General features: G+C 42.9%; 15 protein-coding genes. 6 read left to right on the top strand and 9 right to left on the bottom strand.

Annotated elements, in window-relative coordinates:
• Positions 1-219: 219 nt before the first annotated feature.
• The 4 genes from ACTQ9S_RS09985 to ACTQ9S_RS10000 all read right to left on the bottom strand — a co-directional run bounded on the left by ACTQ9S_RS09985 (position 220) and on the right by ACTQ9S_RS10000 (position 5,422).
• The gene (locus ACTQ9S_RS09985; RefSeq protein ID WP_440454866.1) at positions 220-1,782 is read right to left on the bottom strand and encodes a peptide MFS transporter; all 1,563 of its coding nucleotides are present in this window, start codon (positions 1,780-1,782) and stop codon (positions 220-222) included.
• Between the two features lie 262 nt (positions 1,783-2,044).
• Positions 2,045-2,494, bottom strand: a complete 450-nt coding sequence (locus tag ACTQ9S_RS09990) for a hypothetical protein (RefSeq protein ID WP_068038221.1) — start codon at positions 2,492-2,494, stop codon at positions 2,045-2,047.
• A gap of 135 nt (positions 2,495-2,629) precedes the next feature.
• Complete coding sequence (lnt, locus tag ACTQ9S_RS09995) at positions 2,630-4,204, bottom strand: apolipoprotein N-acyltransferase (protein WP_068038224.1); 1,575 nt, start codon at positions 4,202-4,204, stop codon at positions 2,630-2,632.
• Between the two features lie 318 nt (positions 4,205-4,522).
• Positions 4,523-5,422 (bottom strand): CBS domain-containing protein, encoded by a 900-nt coding sequence (locus tag ACTQ9S_RS10000; RefSeq protein ID WP_068038225.1) that lies wholly within the window; start codon positions 5,420-5,422, stop codon positions 4,523-4,525.
• 240 nt (positions 5,423-5,662) lie between these two features.
• On the opposite strand from ACTQ9S_RS10000, the gene ACTQ9S_RS10005 reads away from it, so the two are divergent.
• Positions 5,663-6,943, top strand: coding sequence for an Lnb N-terminal periplasmic domain-containing protein (locus ACTQ9S_RS10005; protein WP_440454867.1), 1,281 nt, complete (start codon positions 5,663-5,665; stop codon positions 6,941-6,943).
• Between the two features lie 45 nt (positions 6,944-6,988).
• Here ACTQ9S_RS10005 and ACTQ9S_RS10010 read toward each other — a convergent pair whose 3' ends face one another.
• Complete coding sequence (locus tag ACTQ9S_RS10010; RefSeq protein WP_440454925.1) at positions 6,989-7,492, bottom strand: YcgN family cysteine cluster protein; 504 nt, start codon at positions 7,490-7,492, stop codon at positions 6,989-6,991.
• Positions 7,493-7,851: 359 nt separating this feature from the next.
• On the opposite strand from ACTQ9S_RS10010, the gene ACTQ9S_RS10015 reads away from it, so the two are divergent.
• The 3 genes from ACTQ9S_RS10015 to mutY all read left to right on the top strand — a co-directional run bounded on the left by ACTQ9S_RS10015 (position 7,852) and on the right by mutY (position 11,324).
• Complete coding sequence (locus ACTQ9S_RS10015; protein ID WP_068038234.1) at positions 7,852-8,589, top strand: dienelactone hydrolase family protein; 738 nt, start codon at positions 7,852-7,854, stop codon at positions 8,587-8,589.
• 311 nt (positions 8,590-8,900) lie between these two features.
• Positions 8,901-9,854 carry a ribosome biogenesis GTPase YlqF gene (gene ylqF, locus ACTQ9S_RS10020; RefSeq protein WP_440454868.1) on the top strand — a complete coding sequence of 318 codons (954 nt, stop codon included), beginning with the start codon at positions 8,901-8,903 and terminating at the stop codon, positions 9,852-9,854.
• Positions 9,855-10,076: 222 nt separating this feature from the next.
• Positions 10,077-11,324: an A/G-specific adenine glycosylase gene (mutY, locus tag ACTQ9S_RS10025; RefSeq protein ID WP_068038241.1), complete on the top strand. Its 1,248-nt coding sequence runs from the start codon at positions 10,077-10,079 to the stop codon at positions 11,322-11,324.
• 30 nt (positions 11,325-11,354) lie between these two features.
• Here mutY and ACTQ9S_RS10030 read toward each other — a convergent pair whose 3' ends face one another.
• Positions 11,355-12,257, bottom strand: coding sequence for an acyl-CoA thioesterase (locus ACTQ9S_RS10030; protein ID WP_068038243.1), 903 nt, complete (start codon positions 12,255-12,257; stop codon positions 11,355-11,357).
• Between the two features lie 420 nt (positions 12,258-12,677).
• Positions 12,678-15,569, bottom strand: coding sequence for an RNA polymerase-associated protein RapA (gene rapA, locus ACTQ9S_RS10035; RefSeq protein WP_440454869.1), 2,892 nt, complete (start codon positions 15,567-15,569; stop codon positions 12,678-12,680).
• A 556-nt stretch (positions 15,570-16,125) separates the two neighbouring features.
• On the opposite strand from rapA, the gene ACTQ9S_RS10040 reads away from it, so the two are divergent.
• Positions 16,126-17,067 (top strand): D-2-hydroxyacid dehydrogenase, encoded by a 942-nt coding sequence (locus ACTQ9S_RS10040; RefSeq protein ID WP_440454870.1) that lies wholly within the window; start codon positions 16,126-16,128, stop codon positions 17,065-17,067.
• Between the two features lie 7 nt (positions 17,068-17,074).
• Here the strand turns inward: ACTQ9S_RS10040 and ACTQ9S_RS10045 are convergent, their stop codons facing one another.
• Both ACTQ9S_RS10045 and ACTQ9S_RS10050 read right to left on the bottom strand, forming a co-directional pair.
• Positions 17,075-18,670, bottom strand: coding sequence for a flavin-containing monooxygenase (locus tag ACTQ9S_RS10045; protein WP_440454926.1), 1,596 nt, complete (start codon positions 18,668-18,670; stop codon positions 17,075-17,077).
• Positions 18,671-18,861: 191 nt separating this feature from the next.
• Positions 18,862-19,575 (bottom strand): RluA family pseudouridine synthase, encoded by a 714-nt coding sequence (locus ACTQ9S_RS10050; protein ID WP_440454871.1) that lies wholly within the window; start codon positions 19,573-19,575, stop codon positions 18,862-18,864.
• Positions 19,576-19,942: 367 nt separating this feature from the next.
• Here ACTQ9S_RS10050 and trxA point away from each other — a divergent pair, with 367 nt between their 5' ends.
• The gene (gene trxA / locus ACTQ9S_RS10055) at positions 19,943-20,269 is read left to right on the top strand and encodes a thioredoxin (RefSeq protein ID WP_068038261.1); all 327 of its coding nucleotides are present in this window, start codon (positions 19,943-19,945) and stop codon (positions 20,267-20,269) included.
• The last annotated feature ends 425 nt before the right edge of the window (positions 20,270-20,694 follow it).

Raw genomic sequence — 20,694 nt, forward strand, 5'->3', positions numbered from 1 at the left:
AGATACCAAATATGTGAGGCCAACTATTATTTCAGCAGAATAGTATTAAAGCAGAACATCATTAGATGTTTGGGCAGAAAGTAGGCTTTCAATAGCCTGAGGCAAATATCTCACCAAGTGAAACAATAAAACGTGCTACCAGTAATGGTAACACGTCTCATCATCTGTCATTGACTTGTGCGGTACACTTGCTCAACGACTTATTAAAAACCCTATTAATTAGCTGACTTTATCGGCACGCTCACTTTTTTGTAGCATGTTATTAATAGGCTTCGCTAATACTAATAATAAGGCAGCAGTAACAACCAATAAAATTGTCATCGTCGTAAACAGATCTGGTAAGCCTTCAATCTTATCAGCTGAAACGTTGCCGCCGAAAAATGCGGCAACCAAATTACCCATGGCTAAAGAAGCAAAGAAAAGTCCCATCATCTGACCTTGCATGCCTTTTGGTGCAAGCTTAGTCATTGAAGACAGACCTACAGGACTAAGTGCCAGTTCGCCAAGCGTTAGTAACAGCAAACTACCTACCAACCATAAAGGTGATGCTAACCCACTATCATTAGTCAAAATACTCTTAGAGGCCACAATCATTAAGCCAAAACCTGCAGCAGCAAGTAACATACCGAGAGCAAATTTAACCATACTACTAGGCTCAACGCCTCTATTGCCAAGCTTAACCCATATAATGCTGACAATTGGCGCTAACAGAAGAATAAATAAAGGGTTGAGCGATTGAAACCAAATACTTGGTATCTCAAAACCTAAAACATTAAGATCGGTATAGCGATCAGCAAACAAGTTAAAAGACGTCGGCTGCTGCTCAAAGCTTGACCAAAACAGCGTCGAGCCAATAATTAAAATAAAACAAATTAACAGACGCAGCTTATCAGTTTTATCAAGCCTAGGTGAAATGAACATAACAACAAAGTATAAAATGACCACAGCTGCGATGATATAGGTCATATACTCAGCCACCATTTGCGGCTGAAACGGCATGATACCTGTAGAGACCAAAATGACGATTGCAGCCAGTAAGGCCAAGAATCCTACAACCCAGCGACCAACGTTTTTATGGCGATCATTGGCATGTTCCCACTCAGCCGTGATACCTTTTGCTCGCGCATAGCGTGTTAAAGTCTTTTGGGCAGAAAAACGGTATATGAGCAATGATACTAGCATGCCCAGACCACCGACACCGAAACCAACATGCCACATGCCTTTTTCTTTGAACACCCCAACGATAAGCGCGGCTAATAATGCACCAATATTGATACCCATATAGAATAAAGTAAAGCCGCTATCACGGCGTACATCACCTTTAGAATACAACGCACCGACCATTACTGAAATACATGTTTTGAATAAGCCTGAGCCCAAAACAATACACATTAGACCGACGAAAAATAATGTCATACCAAACATAGCGGAAAGCGCAATACACAAGTGACCAAGGGCAATAATAATACTACCCCACCACAGGGCACGCTCTTGACCCAGCCAATTATCAGCTAGCCAGCCGCCTGGCACTGCTGCCAAGTATAACGAGCCAGCAAAAATGCCGTAGATAGCAGAAGCGGTTACCTCATCAAAGCCAAAACCACCGCTGCCTACCGTTGCCACCATAAAAAGTACTAATAGCGGGCGAATACTATAATAAGAGAACCGTTCCCACATTTCAGTAAAGAACAATGGACGTAATGGCTGAGGGTGTCCCATAAATCCATTATCTAGTGCTTCTAGCTCAGCGGTATTAACCTCTGATTGTGTCTCCGTTCTCATAAGTCTATTCCTTTAACACACTACGATAGAGATGACCAAGCCCTTCATTATTGAGACGGACGGTCGTAAATGCGCGTTATTGTTTCATTAGATTATCAGTATGTAAAGGGAAAGATTGTTTACTATTTGAACAAATGCCTACGAAAACTTGACAAAAAAAAGCACCAACCTATTAAAAATAATAGGTCGGTGCTTTTATACAAGCTTGATAATTAGAAGCTAATCGTGTTGCTTATACATACTATTAAGTAATGATATTCGCTTACTGTGCAGCTGCGGTGTCGTCAGCAGTACCAGCATCTAAATCACCATCAGCCTGTTCTGCAGTTAAATCAGTACCTTCAACGGCAGCTTGGCTGACTGTACCTGAAGCAGTCGCAGTACCAGCTTCAGCGCTAACTACCGCGCCACTTGTATCTTCTGCAGGTGTTACTGTTGCATCAGCAGGCGTTTCAGTTGCTGTTGCAGCATCTGCTGAAGCAGCTGTCTCTGTCTCTGCGGTGTCAGCTGTTTCTGTATCTTCAGCGGCAATAGCTTCTGCTTCATCAGCCGCTGCCGAAGCCTCAGTAGTTTCAGCCGTGATGTGCTCTCCTGCTGGACGCAAGAATGCTGAAATACCAATAAGTAAGACAATACCTAAAAACAAGGCAATGCCACCTAGAGCATACATAAACTCTTTTTTTGGATTGTTGTTGACGATATCTTCTGACATACCTTATCCACCTTGCACAAAATATTTAAAATTTTAGCCTATTATATCGCAATTTATACCAATGTGTTCAAACCCTTAACTATTTAAAGGAATTATTATTTAGTACATACCAATTAAGCTGTGATAATGACGCTCCTATTTACCAAGCTGAGCGCGAGTGGTTGAGCGCTTACCTAGATAGCTCAATAGTAATAACAGTGCCATGATAAACAAAATAGGGTAATTACCAAGACTCATAAACGGAGTGTTACCAACCCGTGCCTGAATATCACCGCGTAATACTGTGCGCTCAAACTGCGGCGCCCGCTCGACAATACGGCCTTTATGATCAATGATAGCGGTAACGCCAGTGTTAGTTGCGCGCATAAACCAGCGACCATTCTCAAGCGCGCGCATCTGTACCATTTGCAGATGTTGCAGTGGGCCTGCTGAAGTACCAAACCAAGCATCGTTTGAGATAGTTAATAAAAAGTCAGTACCGATTGCATTTTTACGAGTGGTATCAGGGTAAGCAACTTCATAACAAACTGCCGCGCCTAAATTATGCCCACGCACACGTAACGGTGATTGCTGATCACTACCGCGACTATAGCTCATGATATCTTGACTGCCAGCTAGATTGGGCAAGATATCTAGCAAGCCTTCAAAGGGAATATACTCACCAAACGGCACTAGACGCTGTTTTTTATACAAGCCTTCTGCCTCAGCACCCAAGGCAATAACACTATTATAGAATGGTGGATACTTATCGGTACTGGCATCAAATGCTGCTTCATCTTTATAAGGAATACCGGTCACCCATGTGGTATCAGTAGCATTAGCCATTTTTACCATTTCACTGATAAAGCCAACTGCCTCTGTCTGGAACATAGGGATTGAAGATTCAGGCCAGAGCACGATATCGCGCCCCCACTCAGTGCTGGTTAAGGTTGCATAAATCTTGAGAGTTTCCACCTGATACTCGGTCAACCATTTGAGATCTTGTGGAATATTACCTTGGATTAATGATACGGATAAATCAGGCGTGCCTTTAGGTTTCGTCCATTGCGGATTGATTAGCCATAGTGCAGTGCTGATGACCAACAGTGCTACAGAAGCAATGGCATAACCTGCACGGCGACGCAAAAGCTCCACTATACTGGCGGCTAATAATACTGCGACGAAAGAGACGGCAAATACACCAGCGACGGGCGCAAGTGAAGACAACCAATACTGCTCAGTAAAAGCGTAGCCAACGAACAACCACGGAAAACCCGTGAACAGCCACGTTTTCATCCACTCTTGTAGTATCCAAAGAGCTGCAAAGGATAATGGCTGCTTGCCAACCACCCGATTAAATATCAAGGCTAAAAAGCCATGAAATAACCCCATCCCTAGGCCCATCAGCGCAATCATAATTAACGCAAGCCATACAGGCGTCGCACCATAAACGTGAATAGAGGTATATAGCCAAAACGCACCAACACACCACAGCCCCGTACCATATGCTTGACCGATAATAAATGCGCGCTTGCCAGTCATATCCGGCAATAATAGTGCATACAAAATAGCAGGTGAAACCAGTGCTAGTGGCCAGATACCATAAGGCGCGAGTGCAAATATAAATATCGCACCTGCAAGCCAAGCAATCAAAATAGTTAACCCTAGCGATAGGCGTTTAGGCTTAGTAGGATTCAAACGCTTTTGTAAATCAACAGTAGACAGGCGCATAGCAATTATCCAGAATCTTATTATTCAAAACATTAAGTTTGAGGCTTCTTTTTTAACAGTAACCTTTTTTTGACAGATACTGTCTGACGGCCACTGGCAGTGCTGAAAATTAAATCCGCCCATGATACCAGCCTATACTAATTAATGGGTAAATTTGCGTAGCAAAAATAGTAAATGCCAAAAAGCAAAAAACACGACCGTAGTCGTGTTCTTACCATAAAAGCTTAAACCTAATATATATGCGTACCTTACATACTTTAGATACTAAATCGGTAAATTAATAGTTGGCAGCCGAGTTCTGGACTGATAGCTGAAAAACTAGTGGCTACCTATTAACAGTCGCTGATCGGCAGTGATTTTGGTCAGCTCTAAATTTTGAATAAAGCGTCCTTCTGCGTCAATGACTTTAATTTCCCAATCATCTATCTGTACGCTCTCACCCTCTAAATCACCCACGTAGCCAAGCGTCTGCATTACAAGGCCACCCATGGTATCGACATCGGTATCATCAAAGTGACTACCTAACTCGTCATTACAGTCCTCAATCACTGTAGAGGCTTGCACGCGCCAAGTATTAGGCTTTTCTGGATGCACAACGATATTATTGATATCACTATCTTCATCAAAGTCATCATGCTCATCGACGATATCACCGACGATTTCTTCTAACAAATCTTCCATCGTGACCACCCCGCCGAAGTTACCAAACTCATCGACTACAATCGCCATGTGTACTTGGGTGCGCTGCAATGAGCGTAACAAGGTATCAGAACGCGCATTTTCATTAATATATAGCGGCTGACGTACCAAGTCTTTTAGACGTTTGCTGTCAATCTTGTCTTCTTGATCGCGCACCATATGCACTAAAATAGGAATCAAGTCTTTTGCGAGTAAGATACCAATAACCGCATCATCGTCTTGACTGTCAAATACAGGATAGCGTGAATGCGTGGTTTCAAGGATGATATCCATCACTTCAGCAAGGCTAGTACTTTCATGTAGACCTATCACCTGCGGGCGCGGCGTCATGATTTCACGTACTTGCGTGGCTGGCAAATCCAGTACACCTTCGAGCATGTCGACTGTATCTGGCTCTAAGAACTGGCGTGAATCTTGTACCAGACGAATCAATTCATCACGGGTTTCGGGGGCGGTCGATAGCCAGCGTTTTAAGCCGCGCATCGACCAACTACTCGGGCTTGGAACGTCGTCAGACATGGCGATGTGATTTAACCTCTTTAGTTAATGATAATTAATATGATAATAAAACGAGTAATGGAGATTAAAGTAATAAATAAAGCTGGCTAACTTATCATTAGAGATAGATAGACCAGTCTAAATTAGCTTCACTTTATCGCAAGCCCACCAGACATTCAACGACAAATTTATCCAAATTGTATTGTCAGTGTGTTATAAACTTTGCTATCGTCAACAACTTCACTTATTTAGCTTACACTTATGTCGCTTCGTTCTGTTATTTCTCAGATTTTATCATCTCGTAAAGCTAACCCTAGCTTGTCGAACAATACGAGCGACAACGCACGCCAACCAAAAAATTGGCGGCATTATGTTGTACATTTTTTGATTGCACTGACGCTTATATTATCAGCACTCTGGCTATTAATGTTGCTTGGCTATCAGCTCGGTGCATACAGTCCGGTAACTTGGATAGCGACCATAGTGATTGTCGGTTTGCTAGCATCGGTATTGTCCGTAAAATATCGGCCAAAGCTAGCCAATAGGATTATAAATAAAACAACTAACAAAACCATTAATCAAAAAACAACCAGTAAATGGCTAACTGGAATATATATGGCGGTTTGGGTAGTCGGCCTTGGTTGGTTTTTCTCTATTGAACCCAAACAAAACCGTGACTGGATGCCCGAAGTCAGTCAAAGAGTCTCTTATGAGCGCGATGCCACCAACCCCGATTTGATTACGTTTACCAATGTGCGTAACTTTGATTGGCATACTGATGAGGATGCGACTGAGCACTGGGAGACGCGCACGATTGATATGTCTAAATTGTCCGGCATCGATGTGAGTAACTCTTACTGGATGGGACCGCTGATTGCGCATACTCTAGTAAGCTTTCGCTTCGAAGATGAGAGACCGCTTGCCTTCTCTTTTGAGATTCGTAAAGAAAACGGCGAGTCGTTTTCGGCACTGGCAGGCTTTTTTAGACGTTATGAGCTCAGCCTCATTGCCGCTGAAGAGCGCGATATCATTTATACTCGCAGTAATGCGCGCGGTGAGCAAGTTTATTTGTTGCCTGTTAGCCATTTACAGCAGTCAGAAGTCAAGTCACTATTTGAGTCGTATTTAACCGCTGCCGATGAGCTTAATGCAAAGCCTGCTTGGTATAACACCTTAACTAGCAACTGTACCAATATTATCTTTTATATGGCACGAATTGTCAGTGGTGAACGTCTGCCATGGGATTATCGGATTTGGGTATCTGGCTGGCTACCAAATTATCTTTACGACGTCGGAATGCTAGATGCTAATCCCGAGAATGGTGGTCAGCCATGGTCAATGGATATGTGGTATGAGCGCGCTCATATCAATCCAAAGGTAAGAGGTTTTGATAATCAGGCCAATCTAGATCTAGACGCTAGCGCTAATAGCAATGAGTTTTCAGCCCAAATTCGCCAAGGCATTCCTATCCCACCGCTAGCTGATTCGCAGACAGAGGCTGACGCAGAAGCGAAATCTGCTGCCCAAGCTTCTAGTGATTGAGGTTTTTAGTAACTAAGACTTCCGATAAATAAGCCTTCAAGCTAACTAAGGCTTCACCCAGTTAACGACTCGCGTCTCCATCTCTTCATCAGACATTCCACTCTCGGAGACGCAGCGCCCTGCCACCCCTATGTTAGCAGCGCGCATTTGCTGCTGCGTTACTACCGCATCTTGAGTTAATAGCAGATGCCAATCCGGTAATGCCTGACCTTTATATAAACGCTTATATGCACAATGGGCTGGCAGCCACATCATGTTCGGCAAATTCTCAATCGTTAATTGAATACAGTCTGGCACGTACTCTTGGCGTGTATCATAATGCTTGCAATAGCCCGTCGCACAGTCCATTAGCTGGCAAGTCACATCCGTATACTCGACCAGTTCTTCGTCGTCATCATTGTCAATGTACTTAATTAAGCAGCAACTGCCGCAGCCATCACACAAGGCTTCCCACTCACTATGGTTTAATTCAGACAGCTTAAACTGGGTCCAAAACTGTGGACGTAGCGCCGCATCATTTGCCTCACCTGATTGTGTATCAGATGTTATATCAGATGCTTTCTCTGAAAATGAACTTGATTGATGTAACAAATTTAGCCTCATAGAATTACAGTAGCATTTTATAGAGTCGCAGTATCATTTTGATAAACAGCGTTACAGTATTATAGCTGTTTTTGTTGGTCGCGGGCGTTAAGGTAGAACGAGTCAGACAATTGAAAACGTACAAATATAGTCGATCTACTAAAAAATACAGTGCTACTGGGTTAAATTTTGCGCAGCCTCTGTCTGTGTAGGCACAGCAAGCAAGGAAAAATTATCCGTGTAGCACACTATAATAATTGTACTTTTTTTATCTAAGATTAACTATACAACTAAATAAAACTCACAATATAAAAAAGGACAATAATATGTCAATTAAGACCTTTGAATTGATAAGTACCACTGAAAATGGCATTGAACTAATTAGCTATGTTGCGCTGCCAGAAGACGCCTCAGATGAAAATCCTGTCGCTGGCATTCTAGTCGCACCTGAATGGTGGGGCGTGGTCGATCATCCTAAAACAATCACTGAAAATCTGGCTAAAGCAGGTTATGCTGCCGTGGCAATGGATGTCTACGGCGAAGGTAAACTGACCTCTGATGCAGCTCAGGCTAATATGTGGATGGAGCAAGTGCTCGAAGATCAAGACATGCTGATGGCGCGTTGCCGCTTGATTCTTAACGACTTTAGCGACCAAATGGCAGTCAATGGCGATAATCTAGGCGCGATTGGCTATTGCTTCGGTGGTAAAGTTGTCCTCGATATGGCACGCGAAGGCATGCCATTAAAAGCAGTTGCAACCTTCCATGGCAACCCATCAGCAAAACAGCCAGCGGACGACAAATTCAAGGCTAAAGTATTGGTCGCCCACGGTCGCGATGATTCAATGGTATCAATGGACGCTATCGAAGGTCTGAAATCTGAGCTAGATGCTGCTGATGTTGATTATACTGTTGATGTATACGATAACGCCAAACATGGCTTTACCAACCCACATGCAGATGAGCGCGCAGCCAAAAATGATGTAGATCTTGGCTACAATGAAGCCGCTGCCAAGCAAAGCTGGGAAAATATGCTAGAGTTTATGAAAGCTAATTTAGGTTAATGTTTTAACAGTTTAAATTAACAAAGCCTTCTAGCTTAACAAGAACTTGAGTAAAAATTTAGCAGAGTATGCCAGTCATACTCTGCTTTTTTGTGCGAAAAATTATTATCGATAGTATAAAACTATATCTGACTTCGGCTTTTTTCAATTCAAAATTCCTATAGTAAGACGCTTGAACAAATTAAAATAAAACGAGCAATCTACTTTAGGTGCATTCAACTTCTCATTGTGTAGTAAACTTAACCTCATCACAAAAGTAGAAATCTATCGTCTTACTTTTGGCACTCCATTTAAAGAAGGTTGTTATATCAATGAGTAACGCTAGTATCCAGTGGTTCCCTGGACATATGAATAAAGCCCGTAACGAGATTAAAGAAATTATGCCAGAGATGGATGTGGTCATCGAAGTCATTGATGCTCGCATTCCATACAGTAGTGAAAACCCTATGGTAGCAGCGCTACGTGGACAAAAACCTGTCATCAAAATTCTAAATAAAGCAGACCTTGCCGACTCCAATCAAACGCAAGCGTGGATTGAGTATTTAGAAAGTCAGGATCAAGTAAAAGCCATAGCCTGTGACGATAACAAGTCCAGCGAAGTGAAACGCATCGTACAGATATGTAAGCAGTTAATGCCTAACAAAGTAGGCACTGGTAGGCAAATTAAGGTGCTTATCATGGGCATACCAAACGTTGGTAAATCGACTTTGATTAACAGTCTAGCTGGACGTAGTATTGCCAAAACTGGCGATGAACCTGCCGTTACTAAGTCACAGCAGCTGATCAAAATCGATGATGACATCATGCTCTATGATACGCCTGGCATGCTATGGCCAAAAATTGAAAACCCAAATTCAGGCTATCGCTTGGCTGCCACGGGTGGCATTAAAGACACAGCTTTTGATTTTGCTGATGTGGCTGGTTACACTGCTGAATATTTAATTGGGGCATATCCTGAGCTGCTTAAAGAACGTTATAAAATTGAAGATTTACCACAGACTGATTGGGAGTTTTTCGAAGTTGCTGGACGTAACCGAGGATTGCTAAAAAGAGGCGGCATCGTTGATACCTACCGTATGTCTGAGATTTTAGTTAATGAGCTTCGCAGTGGCATACTTGGTCGCATTACTTTAGAGACGCCAAAAATGCGTGAAGCAGAGCTACTATTGGTAGATGAGATACGCGCACAAGCTGAAGTAAAAAAAGAAGCTAAACTAGAAGAAAAGCGTTTACGTAAAAAACGTGCGCGGAAGAATCGGAAGTAGAGCTGGTGTTCACTTAGAACTCATCAGTATTTTATAAAGAAATGAGCCAAACTTGGCTCATTTTAAAGTAATACTTACTTTTTATTATTGGAAATATTTCTTAAATGATATTTTCGAGCTATTTTTATCATAACCTATTCTCTTGCATCAACCCTTACCACACCCCATAAATCACCTTAATCATAAATTCTATATTCATTTTTTGATTTACAAGGAATACTCTTGCCTACTCATTTTTCTCAGTCATCTAATTCTCTCGACTCCTTCGCCCCACGCCTACTTGACTGGTTCGAAACGAACGGTCGCCACGATTTACCTTGGCAGCAGCACCAAACTGATACTCCCAATCCTTATGTCGTTTGGTTATCGGAAGTCATGCTACAACAGACGCAAGTAACGACTGTACTGCCCTACTTCGCGCGTTTTATGGACACCTTTCCGACAGTGCAAGATTTAGCGGAAGCAGAGTGGGATACAGTGGCGGAGCATTGGGCGGGTTTAGGCTATTATGCTCGCGCACGGAATTTGCATAAAGGCGCAAAGCAGTTGGTCGAGATAATTGATGAGACGGGCGACTTTCCGCAAACCTTAGCAGGTTGGGAAGCGATATCTGGTGTTGGGCCTTCTACCGCTGGCGCGATTATGGCGATGGGACTGCATCGTTATGGCGTCATCTGTGATGGTAACGTTAAACGAGTGCTGACGCGCTGGGCGGCGATTGACGGTGACATTACTAAGTCTGCCACCACTAAAGAGCTATGGGCATTGGCAGAGCGTTTAACCCCTAGAGAGAGTTCAGGGCTATTTGCGCAAGCCATGATGGATATGGGCGCAACCTTATGTACGCGTAGCAAGCCTGCTTGCCTATTGTGTCCACTACAGGATGATTGCTTGGCACATGCGCAAGGTCGCGAAACCGATTATCCAGTCAAAGCAAAAAAACAACCCAAACCAAGCAAGTTTAGCAATGCCCTACTTATTCAAAGTGTAGACGGTGACATACTGTGGTTACAGCGCCCTGATAACGGCATTTGGGGTGGATTATGGAGTTTGCCGCTACAATTTGTAGAGAAAGTTGATGGCAAAGCTAGTGGCAAAATGACTGATAAAAAACAAGTTGCGAACGACGATAAGCTATTGGCTGTGCCAAGTGACGTACGTAGCAATGAGAAAATATATGAAGCGGAATTTACTACCGCTGAGCAAATTATCCATGAATGGCTAGCAAAGAACGAATTAGTAACAAAATCAATCAGTAACTCTTTATTGGATGACGCACCGATTAAGCATTCACTGACTCACTTTCATTGGTATTTGACACCGCGTCAGCTAGCAATCGATGCTACAAAAATAGTCGAGTTAAATGGCAAACTAAGCGCTGCAGAAATAGAATTTAAATGGCTAACTGCGCAGCAAGCTGAGGACAGCTTAGGTTTACCGCGCGCAATGGGAAAAATTATAGAAGGTTAGAATTTAGAGTAGAGCTAAGTTTAAGACTTTTTAAGACTTAGGCACTCGCAAGCGCATGAGCCCTTCTTGCTGTACGGTGGCGACCAGCTTGCCATCTTGCCAAAACTGACCATGATTGAGCCCCATAGCATTGGATGTCGTATCACTCCACATGTCATATAACAGCCAATCATTTATATCAAAACTGCGGTGGAAGTGCATTGAATGATCAATGCTAGCCGCTTGTAGACCGCTAGTCATAAAGCTGACGCCATGAGACATGAGCCCTGTTCCCACCAAATAAAAATCAGAGGAAAACGCCAAGAGCGCTTGCTGTATAGCAACTGGCTGCGTGCCCAATTCACGAATACGTAACCAGTTGGCTTGCTTAGGTTTCGTTGGCTCTGGATGTATAGGATCGCGTGGCTTGACAGGCTTAATCTCCACATGACGACGACGCATAAAACGAGCTTTAAGCGCATCTGGCACTTTGCCAACATAGCCTTCTTTTAAATCTTGCTCAGTTTGTAGATCTTCAGGTGGTGGATAAACCGGCATATTTTCTTGATACTCCAAACCGTCTTCCATCGGTGCAAATGAAGCAATCATCGAAAATATTACTTGTTCAACAGGTGGCTTACCACGTGCTTGCTTATATTGAATCGCTGTTACTTCACGTGCTGACAAGCTACGACCATCACGCAAACGTCTTACTTTGTAAATCACTGGCTGATTGATATCACCGCCACGCAAAAAATACCCATGTAACGAATGGCAAGGCTTATCCGTATCAAGTGTTTGGGCAGCAGCCATTATGGCTTGAGCCAGTACTTGCCCGCCAAATATACGTGCACCAACGTAATCATGGCTTTTGCCTTCAAATACATCAGGACTGACCTCGATAAGCGCTACCGTAGCGAGCAACTCATCAATCAATTGTGAATAATCAGACATGGCAGTAAGTTTCCTTATTTTTCAGCGACATTCATCGGCAAGCGAAGTTACTACGATACGGCTTAAAATAGCCTAAAACAGTACTTAGAAATGACATTTGTCATTAAATTTTGATACGTAATAATAGTATGAGTAATAATGGTAAATAATAGAGCTTGCAGTAAATTACTATTTAATAATGCATTGGTCTTGCCATAATGAGCAATAATGTAACAGAGGAAACATCTTAACCAATATTGCAAGCTTTGACCAGTTGCTAAAAGCTAGCTACCTAGCATTAGCCTGACTGCCTAGGTTAGACTTTTATTACGCAAGTGTATCGAATTACCAGACATTATTCTAAATATAAATGATTAAATAAATGATTATGCAAAAAAGAGGCGCTATTGAGCACCTCTTTTCTTATGCCATTCGTAGTAATTACGGCTTTACAGCAACTAATACACGGATAGAATCTGGTACCAACGATAAGTTCGCTAGCGCTTGTTCGCCTTGTGCTTGCAACTGCTCTAGGCGCTCAATTTCTTCGGGGCGCACATTAGGATTGATGGTTTGCAAATGCTTAAGGCGTTTAATCTCACGTGACCACTGCTGGCTAAAGCGTGCACTTGCTTGCTCTCCGATATCGGCTAGCTGCGCGCGTGCAATCTCTTCAGCCTCATAATAACGGCTCTCAATCACATCGCCACGCACCTTAACTACTTGACGCGCACGGGTTTTATCCAAGCGGTCGATATGCGGCATGATCATCTCGCTACTAATACGCTCGGATAAATCACTACCTTGCTCACTGATAAAGACGCGAATGTTCTGAGTCGGTAAGGTCGCTGGCAGGTTTAGCAGTTTTGGCGCAATCGCTTCAACTCTAAAATGCACCTCAAGCATAATCATACCTTGAGGAATAGCATTGCTCTTAAGCATTGCCACCGTCGTATTACCAAAGGTACTCGTACTAGCAAGCTCGTAAATCGCGCGCATCAGTGGATGCTCATGAGAAATAAACTCGATATCTTCACGTTGGAGCGCTAGTTCACGCTCGAAGGTCAACGTCATACCTTCTTCTTCATCACCCAACGGCAAGCCTTCAATATACTCGCTAATCTCAGTACTATCGAGCGGTGCAAGTACCCAAGAACCATCACGCTGGATGCTGTAATCAACATTGGCTGATGCCAGAAAGCGCTCAATAAATTGCGGCAATACATTATGACCATCAAAGTCACGCATCGCATCAGCGATACGTCCCGCCACGCGTGGACGGCATGAGTTGTATTCGAGCAAACGATCACGCCCTGCTTGCAGCTGTGCTTCTAGAGCCAAACGCATTTGTAGCGCTTCTGCGATGAGAGCTTTTAAGGTATCGCGATTCTCAGCAGTATCTGCGCCTTCGAGCAACGGTTTAAGCGTTTGAATATATTGCTCTTGCACGCTTTGAGCGGTCGGAGATATCTGATTGAACATATTTAGCGCGCTGTTATACCAATGATATAGACGCTCTTGAGCCGTCCCTTTTACATAAGGCACGTGTAAAGTGATTTGCTGCGTTTGCCCGATGCGATCTAGGCGACCGATACGCTGCTCTAACGTATCTGGATTGGCAGGTAAATCCCATAGTATGAGCTGACTTGCAAACTGGAAGTTGCGTCCTTCAGAGCCAATTTCTGAACATAATAGTATCTGTGCGCCTTCACTATCAGCAAAGAATGCTGCTGCTTGGTCACGCTCAAGCAACGTCATCTGCTCAGTAAAGATAGCCGTCTTAATGCCAGCATGCAGACGTAGTACCGCCTCCAAGCTCTCAACTGTCGCGCCACTACGAGCAATCAACAATACTTTTTGGTGTTTCAACTCACCTTTTAAGATATCAATCAACCACGGTACACGTGGGTCATCTTCTAGCCAGCTGCCATCAGGTTGATTTTCTTCACCCCATAGCTGCTCACGTAGCTTACCTGTCGTCTGGTAGCTATCTTGCCATGCCTCAGGTAGCGGTAATGGATACGGCTGACTGCTACGACCATAAAACCCTTTGACACTCTCACGAGTATTACGGAATAACACACGCCCTGTACCATGACGATCTAACAGCTCATTCAGTGCATAAGTACGTAACTTTTCATCTTCATTAATCGTTGCGAGTTCATCTGCGCTTAAATCCAACAGACTTGTCAAGGCAGCGATTTGTCCATCATTTAACGGCTTATCTTCTATCAATACACCAGCCACAGCGGCAGTTTCCGCAAAGGCTTCTTGACCTGCAATGAATTCATCCAAATCATCAAAGCGATCAGAGTCAAGCAAACGCAAACGCGCAAAGTGACTTTGGACGCCCAGTTGTTCAGGAGTAGCCGTTAGCAACATGACACCAGGGGTTTCCTCAGCGAAATCCGCGATTAAGTCGTATTTTTCATTACCGCCTGCCGCTTCATCCCAATGTAGATGATGCGCTTCATCGACTACTAGCAAATCAAAACCTGCTTCCATCGCTTGGTCATACAAGTCAGGATGGTCAAGTAATAGATCCATACCAGCGATAATACATTGCTCAGTGGCAAATACATTTTGCTCAGGATCATGTTCTTTAATGGCAGCGGTACGGACCAAATCAAACAGCGCAAAGTTAAGGTTAAAGCGTCGACGTAACTCAATCATCCATTGATACTGCAAACTATCAGGGACTAATATAAGAACGCGCTCAGCCTTACCAGTTAAAAGCTGCTGATGAATAATCAAACCTGCTTCGATGGTCTTACCAAGACCGACTTCATCGGCAAGCAATACACGCGGCGCGATACGTTTGCCAACTTCATGCGCAATATAAAGCTGATGCTCGATAATATCGACACGTGCACCCATCAAACCTTTAAGTGGATGACCCGCTAGTGCTGATTGCATACGTAGGATATCTTGGCGCAAATCGTACCAATCACCGCGTTCAATACGGCCCGCCAATAGACGCTCAAGTGGTTTTGCCAACGTGATATTTGCGGCAAGGCGGGTTTCCATAATGCCTTTGGCATGTTCATCGACACCGTATTTCAGGACACCCATTACCTCGTCAACAGCAGTCACGACATAGTTACGACCTTCTTGATCGCAAATATTATCACCGACTTTGAATACAACACGTGATAATGGCGCCGAGCTTTTTGCATAGACGCGGGTCTCTTCGCTTTGCGGAAATAAAATATGTACACAGCGGTCATCGACATCGATAACCACGCCCAAGCCAAGCTCGGACTCAGTATCAGATAAATGGCGTTGACCAACGGCGAATTCGGTACTGTGCAATGAAGCGGCAGAGATAGTCATAAGGCGATGTCTTTTGTACTCAGATGATAAGAAAATGGGCAGTAACAGCGACTACGCTAAACGTGAAGAAACACATTAGCATAGTAAAGTTGTCACTATATTAAGCAGGCATCATAGTTTAGAAGATGCATATGTATATTATCTGGTTAAGCTTTTATCTGGCCAAACCAGTAAGGCGCACCATTATATAACGTTACCGGCTAGATGCGTGCAATAAGTTGCTTTTTCAAGAGCATATTGATGAGGAATATAGATAATAGAGTGGTTCGCGTTTTATGAAACTTATAGTAATGACAATAGTGAGATACAGATAGCTATAAATACGTCTAAAAATTATCAAAGCTAATATATTTAAGGCTATTATTTTACTTCCTATCGTATTTTTAATTTTTGCGCAAAGCATGCTACATTGAGCAGGTACTATCCTAAGTAGCAAATATTCTGCTAGACAGCAGAAGTTAATTATACTCTCTCACTAGAAAAATTATAACCGACTACCCCACTCCACACATTTTAATAAAAACAAGATAAGAAATCTTATAAATAAGGAACAATTATGCGAGCAGTTTTTTTAGATAAAGGAACATTTTCCGATGGCGTAAACTTGCCAGCACCAGCAGGCGTCACTGACTATTTTACTTACGATGATACACCTGAAGATTCCGACCTCATTATTGAGCGCTGCCAAGATGCTGAGATTATCTTCACCAATAAAGTTCAGATTACTGCTGAAGTGATTGCCAAGTTACCTAAACTTAAGCTCATTCAGCTGACTGCCACCGGTATGAACAACGTCGATCAAGAGGCTTGTAAAGAGCACAATGTTACTTTATATAATGTCGCAGGTTACGCGGTCAAGAGCGTTCCTGAACATACCTTTATGCTGATGCTCAATGCGATGCGTGCTGGCATTCATTATCATCAAAAAGTAGCAGATGGTACGTGGCGAGACAATGGTAATTTTTGTCTGCTTGATGTCCCGCTCGTCGATTTAGAAGATAAGACACTAGGTATCATTGGTGTAGGTACTATCGGTAAACGGGTAACCGAAATAGCGCGCGCTTTTGGCATGACCGTATTGTGGGCAGAACATCAAGGACGTACACCGCGCAATGATGACTATACGGCATTCGATGAGGTACTCGCTAATGCTGATGTCATTAGTCTACATTGCCCATTGAACGAGCATACCCAGCATTTAATCAACAAAGATACCTTGGCAAAAATGACCAAGCAGCCGCTACTCGTTAACGTCGCGCGCGGCGGTATCGTCGACAGTCAAGCACTCGCTGACGCTATACATAATGAACAAATCCTTGGCTATGGCAGTGATGTCTTTGAGCAAGAACCTATCACCACAGATGACCCGTTATTAAGTATTAGCGACCATCCGCGCGTTATATTTAGCCCGCATAACGCATGGGGTAGCAAAAGCGCGCAAGAGACTCTATGGCAAATGCTAAGCGAACAAGTCGCAGACTTTATCACTAATAATTAATAGAGTTTTAGCGTGTAAAACGTAGCCAATCATCTTCAACTTTACGATATTTGAGCATAATGCGGTCACTCAAATAGTTGTTCGTCACTTGCCATGGATAACGATCGCCTTGCTTGGGTAGCTCATCTTGTGCGCGGTGCACGTACCCTGCTGATAGCGCACCAAGTACCGTATCTGGTTGTATCTGTACCTGCTCTTGCTCCGTTATAGCCTGCGGAAAAACTACGCTATAACGGTGCTTTTTCATGTGCTTGAGCATCCTAACCACATACTGACAAGCCAGATCAATCTTTAATGTCCACGAAGCATTAGTATAACCAAACATTATCGCCATATTAGGGACACCCTCAAGCATCACCGCTTTATAAGTCATGCGCGCACCTACATCAATGGGCTGTCCATCGACATATAACGCTGCCCCGCCAAGCATCTGGAGTTTAAGCCCCGTTGCCGTCACGATCATATCTGCTTCTATATGATGGCCTGATTTTAGTGCAATCCCTGTCTTTGTAAAATGACTAATCTGATCGGTAACGACCGTTGCCCGCGTGCTATGCAATGCGGTAAATAAATCGCTATCGGGTACCGCACAAAGGCGCTCATCCCACGGATTATAAGTAGGCATAAAGTGGGCGACATCGACACCACTGCCTTTAAGCTCTTTTTTGACGCCATGTTTTAATACTGCTTTCAGGACTTTAGGTGCATGGGTAGCAAATTGATATAGGCCTTGTTGCATCAGAACGTTACGCGTACGCAGTAAGGTATAAGCCTGAGGCTTTGATAAGGGTGAAAACTTACCCGATAGCCAATCAAGAGCGTAATCATCACCAGGCACACTTGCTACATACGTTGGCGAGCGCTGCAACATGGTTACATGGCGAGCGCACTGTTGACCATCAGGATCGACTAGTGCTGGCACTAAAGTCATCGCCGTCGCACCACTACCAATCACCACGATATTTTTATCGTTATAGTCCACATCATGCCAGTGCTGTGGATGCACGATATCACCTTGGAATTGCTCCTCACCTTCGAAATGCGGTCTATATCCTGCATCATAATCATAATAGCCAGTCGCACCGATGATAAAGTTTGCTGTGATCGTATACACCTCGCCACTGGCATTATTTTTGACCATCACTGTCCATTGCTTGGCGACACTTGACCAAGATATCTGCTGCACATCATGCTGATAACGAATCTGTTCTTCAACCCCAAACTCACGCGCCGTATCTGCTATATAGCTTTTGATATCGTCGCCCTTAGCTAGCATTTTGTGATCTAACCAAGGTCGAAAACTATAGCCAAAGGTCAAGGCATCAGAGTCTGAACGGATGCCAGGATAAGTAAACAAATCCCATGTACCACCTAAGTCTGCGCGCTTTTCCAGTATGATAAACGGCTCAGTAACTTTATTTTGGTTTTTGCGACGTTTACTCATTTTTTTGACTGTGGACTTACGATTAAATAGCTTGTGATGACTTTGCTGCAAACGACACGCCATACCAATCCCAGATATCCCCGCACCAATTATTAACACCTCATAATCTGCTGGTGTGTTCGATTGAGGTTTTGAGCGTGCTAGGCGACCTTTTGTCATATTTTTTATAGAATTAATACTGACCATAATCTTGTCCTACTCCAATATCTTCTTACCATCGACTCGCATCACTACAAACACTTAAGCCGTTTTAGCCATCTAGTTAGCGTTCTTACTTCGCTTGATTAAAACCTTAAATGTTCCACTGAGACCTTCAACTTAGCTTTTTATTTTCCGAGAGTGCTGCAAATTTAAAACGGTACTGAACTTTCCCAGTCCATCCAAGCACCAAGCACAGGATGTTTTAGGCGTAACTGCTGAGCATGTAAGTTCAAACGCGGCGCTATTTCTAACGCTAGGCCTTCTGCATAAATAGAATCACCGATAATGACATGGCCAGCATGTACCATATGGACGCGCAGTTGATGACTACGCCCTGTCACCGGTTTTAGCGCTACACGTGTTACCGCTTGACCGTTGCATTGTTCATGAGCGAGCACCTCGTATAGAGTCAAGGCGTTTTTGCTCCAGTCACGATCAACGATATGACGCGGTTTAGTGGTAGGCTCATAACGCACTGGCACCGATATTCTGCCAGTTGCACCAACGTCTTCCCATATGCCAAAAACGCGGGCTTGGTAGGTTTTTTGTGGCAATCTATCAATGAACTGCTTACTGATATTGGTTTGGGCAGCCGCATTTTTTGCGAATATAAGCAGCCCTGAGGTATCCATATCCAATCGATGAATAAGCTTCACATTGGGGTTAGCATGCTCAAGTCGAGCCAGCATACTTACCTTTAACGTTTTACCGTCGACACTTAATAGCCCTGCAGGTTTATCTACTACCCAAATGTCATTATCTTCATAAACAGTAACTTGTTGCGCAAATGTTTGAAAAAACTCTAGCGGATACTGAGATTCTTGTAGATTCAGAGTGTTTATGGCGTCATCAGTAAAAGGCATAAAAAATGGCTACTTATATAAATTGGTTTAAATGTGTTAAAGAAGCGTAATAAAATTGTGACATATGTTTTTATGAAGATAAAATAGTATAAGTAATCTGCTACAGATAATGTAGCATCTGTTAATTTGTGTTTCGATTTATTGTACTAATACTAGTTGTTAAGCATTTTAACTGCCCTCTATCTGTTAAGACTTGGCAAACATGCTAATATAATGGCACATTTTCACCTCCACTCAACCATTCTTAAATCATTAGTAGATGAGTAATCGGATAAACTTAGGTAATAAATAAGTACTTAAGCTTAATCTATCAAATTACTTTCATCTGCTATTGGTAAAAAAGATGATACAACAAGAGAGAATAATTATGTCAGACCTTATTGTTAACACTACCGATGCAAATTTTGATCAAGACGTATTGCAATCCGATGTGCCTGTGCTAGTAGACTTTTGGGCAACATGGTGCGGTCCTTGTAAGTCAATTGCCCCTATCCTAGAAGACTTGGCTAACGACTATCAAGGTAAAGTAAAAATTGTCAAAGTCGATGTCGATAATAACCCACAAGCAGCAAGTCGCTTTGGTATCCGCAATATCCCAACTTTATTTGTCTTTAAAGACGGTGAAAAAGTGGATTCAGTAATGGGTCTACAGCCAAAATCTGAGCTAGCTAAAGTACTTGATAAGCACTTATAAGTTGCCAATTGCTGATAGGCATCATGTAAATAAATAACCAAAACTGGCCATTATCTGTACAAGATGATGGCTTTTTTGTGTCTTTATCAGCAAAAAAGCGAATAATGCAAATTTTTTAACAAAAATAATTGACAAGTCTAACTTTAAAACCGTATAGTCTGCTGACAAGAGAAACATAATATTTTTCCTAAGCGTCTTGTCGCTATTCTCCTCGTGTTTATCAACACAAAACACAGTTGTATTACTGAACAAAATTAACAAACATAATTATTGATATTGAGCTCTCATTGCAGGCTTCTATATCCTAGACTCTTATATAGCCCTCTTTGTATTCACATTTGTCATCCTGACACAATTTTGCGCAGCTGATGATAATCTGACACATAAAAATCAATGCTATATAAATCTCAACTCTGTGCACACAT

It is taken from the genome of Psychrobacter sp. ASPA161_9 (assembly GCF_051970275.1).
In the GTDB taxonomy this organism is placed as follows: domain Bacteria; phylum Pseudomonadota; class Gammaproteobacteria; order Pseudomonadales; family Moraxellaceae; genus Psychrobacter.

Excerpts from the sequence above, each read along its gene's own strand:
- rapA (WP_440454869.1), bottom strand. The coding sequence starts at position 15,569 with ATGACTATCTCTGCCGCTTCATTGCACAGTACCGAATTCGCCGTTGGT.
- ACTQ9S_RS09985 (WP_440454866.1), bottom strand. The coding sequence starts at position 1,782 with ATGAGAACGGAGACACAATCAGAGGTTAATACCGCTGAGCTAGAAGCA.
- ACTQ9S_RS10040 (WP_440454870.1), top strand. The coding sequence starts at position 16,126 with ATGCGAGCAGTTTTTTTAGATAAAGGAACATTTTCCGATGGCGTAAAC.
- ACTQ9S_RS10050 (WP_440454871.1), bottom strand. The coding sequence starts at position 19,575 with ATGCCTTTTACTGATGACGCCATAAACACTCTGAATCTACAAGAATCT.
- ACTQ9S_RS09990 (WP_068038221.1), bottom strand. The coding sequence starts at position 2,494 with ATGTCAGAAGATATCGTCAACAACAATCCAAAAAAAGAGTTTATGTAT.
- ylqF (WP_440454868.1), top strand. The coding sequence starts at position 8,901 with ATGAGTAACGCTAGTATCCAGTGGTTCCCTGGACATATGAATAAAGCC.
- ACTQ9S_RS10005 (WP_440454867.1), top strand. The coding sequence starts at position 5,663 with ATGTCGCTTCGTTCTGTTATTTCTCAGATTTTATCATCTCGTAAAGCT.
- ACTQ9S_RS10015 (WP_068038234.1), top strand. The coding sequence starts at position 7,852 with ATGTCAATTAAGACCTTTGAATTGATAAGTACCACTGAAAATGGCATT.
- ACTQ9S_RS10030 (WP_068038243.1), bottom strand. The coding sequence starts at position 12,257 with ATGTCTGATTATTCACAATTGATTGATGAGTTGCTCGCTACGGTAGCG.
- ACTQ9S_RS10045 (WP_440454926.1), bottom strand. The coding sequence starts at position 18,670 with ATGACAAAAGGTCGCCTAGCACGCTCAAAACCTCAATCGAACACACCA.
- ACTQ9S_RS10000 (WP_068038225.1), bottom strand. The coding sequence starts at position 5,422 with ATGTCTGACGACGTTCCAAGCCCGAGTAGTTGGTCGATGCGCGGCTTA.
- trxA (WP_068038261.1), top strand. The coding sequence starts at position 19,943 with ATGTCAGACCTTATTGTTAACACTACCGATGCAAATTTTGATCAAGAC.
- lnt (WP_068038224.1), bottom strand. The coding sequence starts at position 4,204 with ATGCGCCTGTCTACTGTTGATTTACAAAAGCGTTTGAATCCTACTAAG.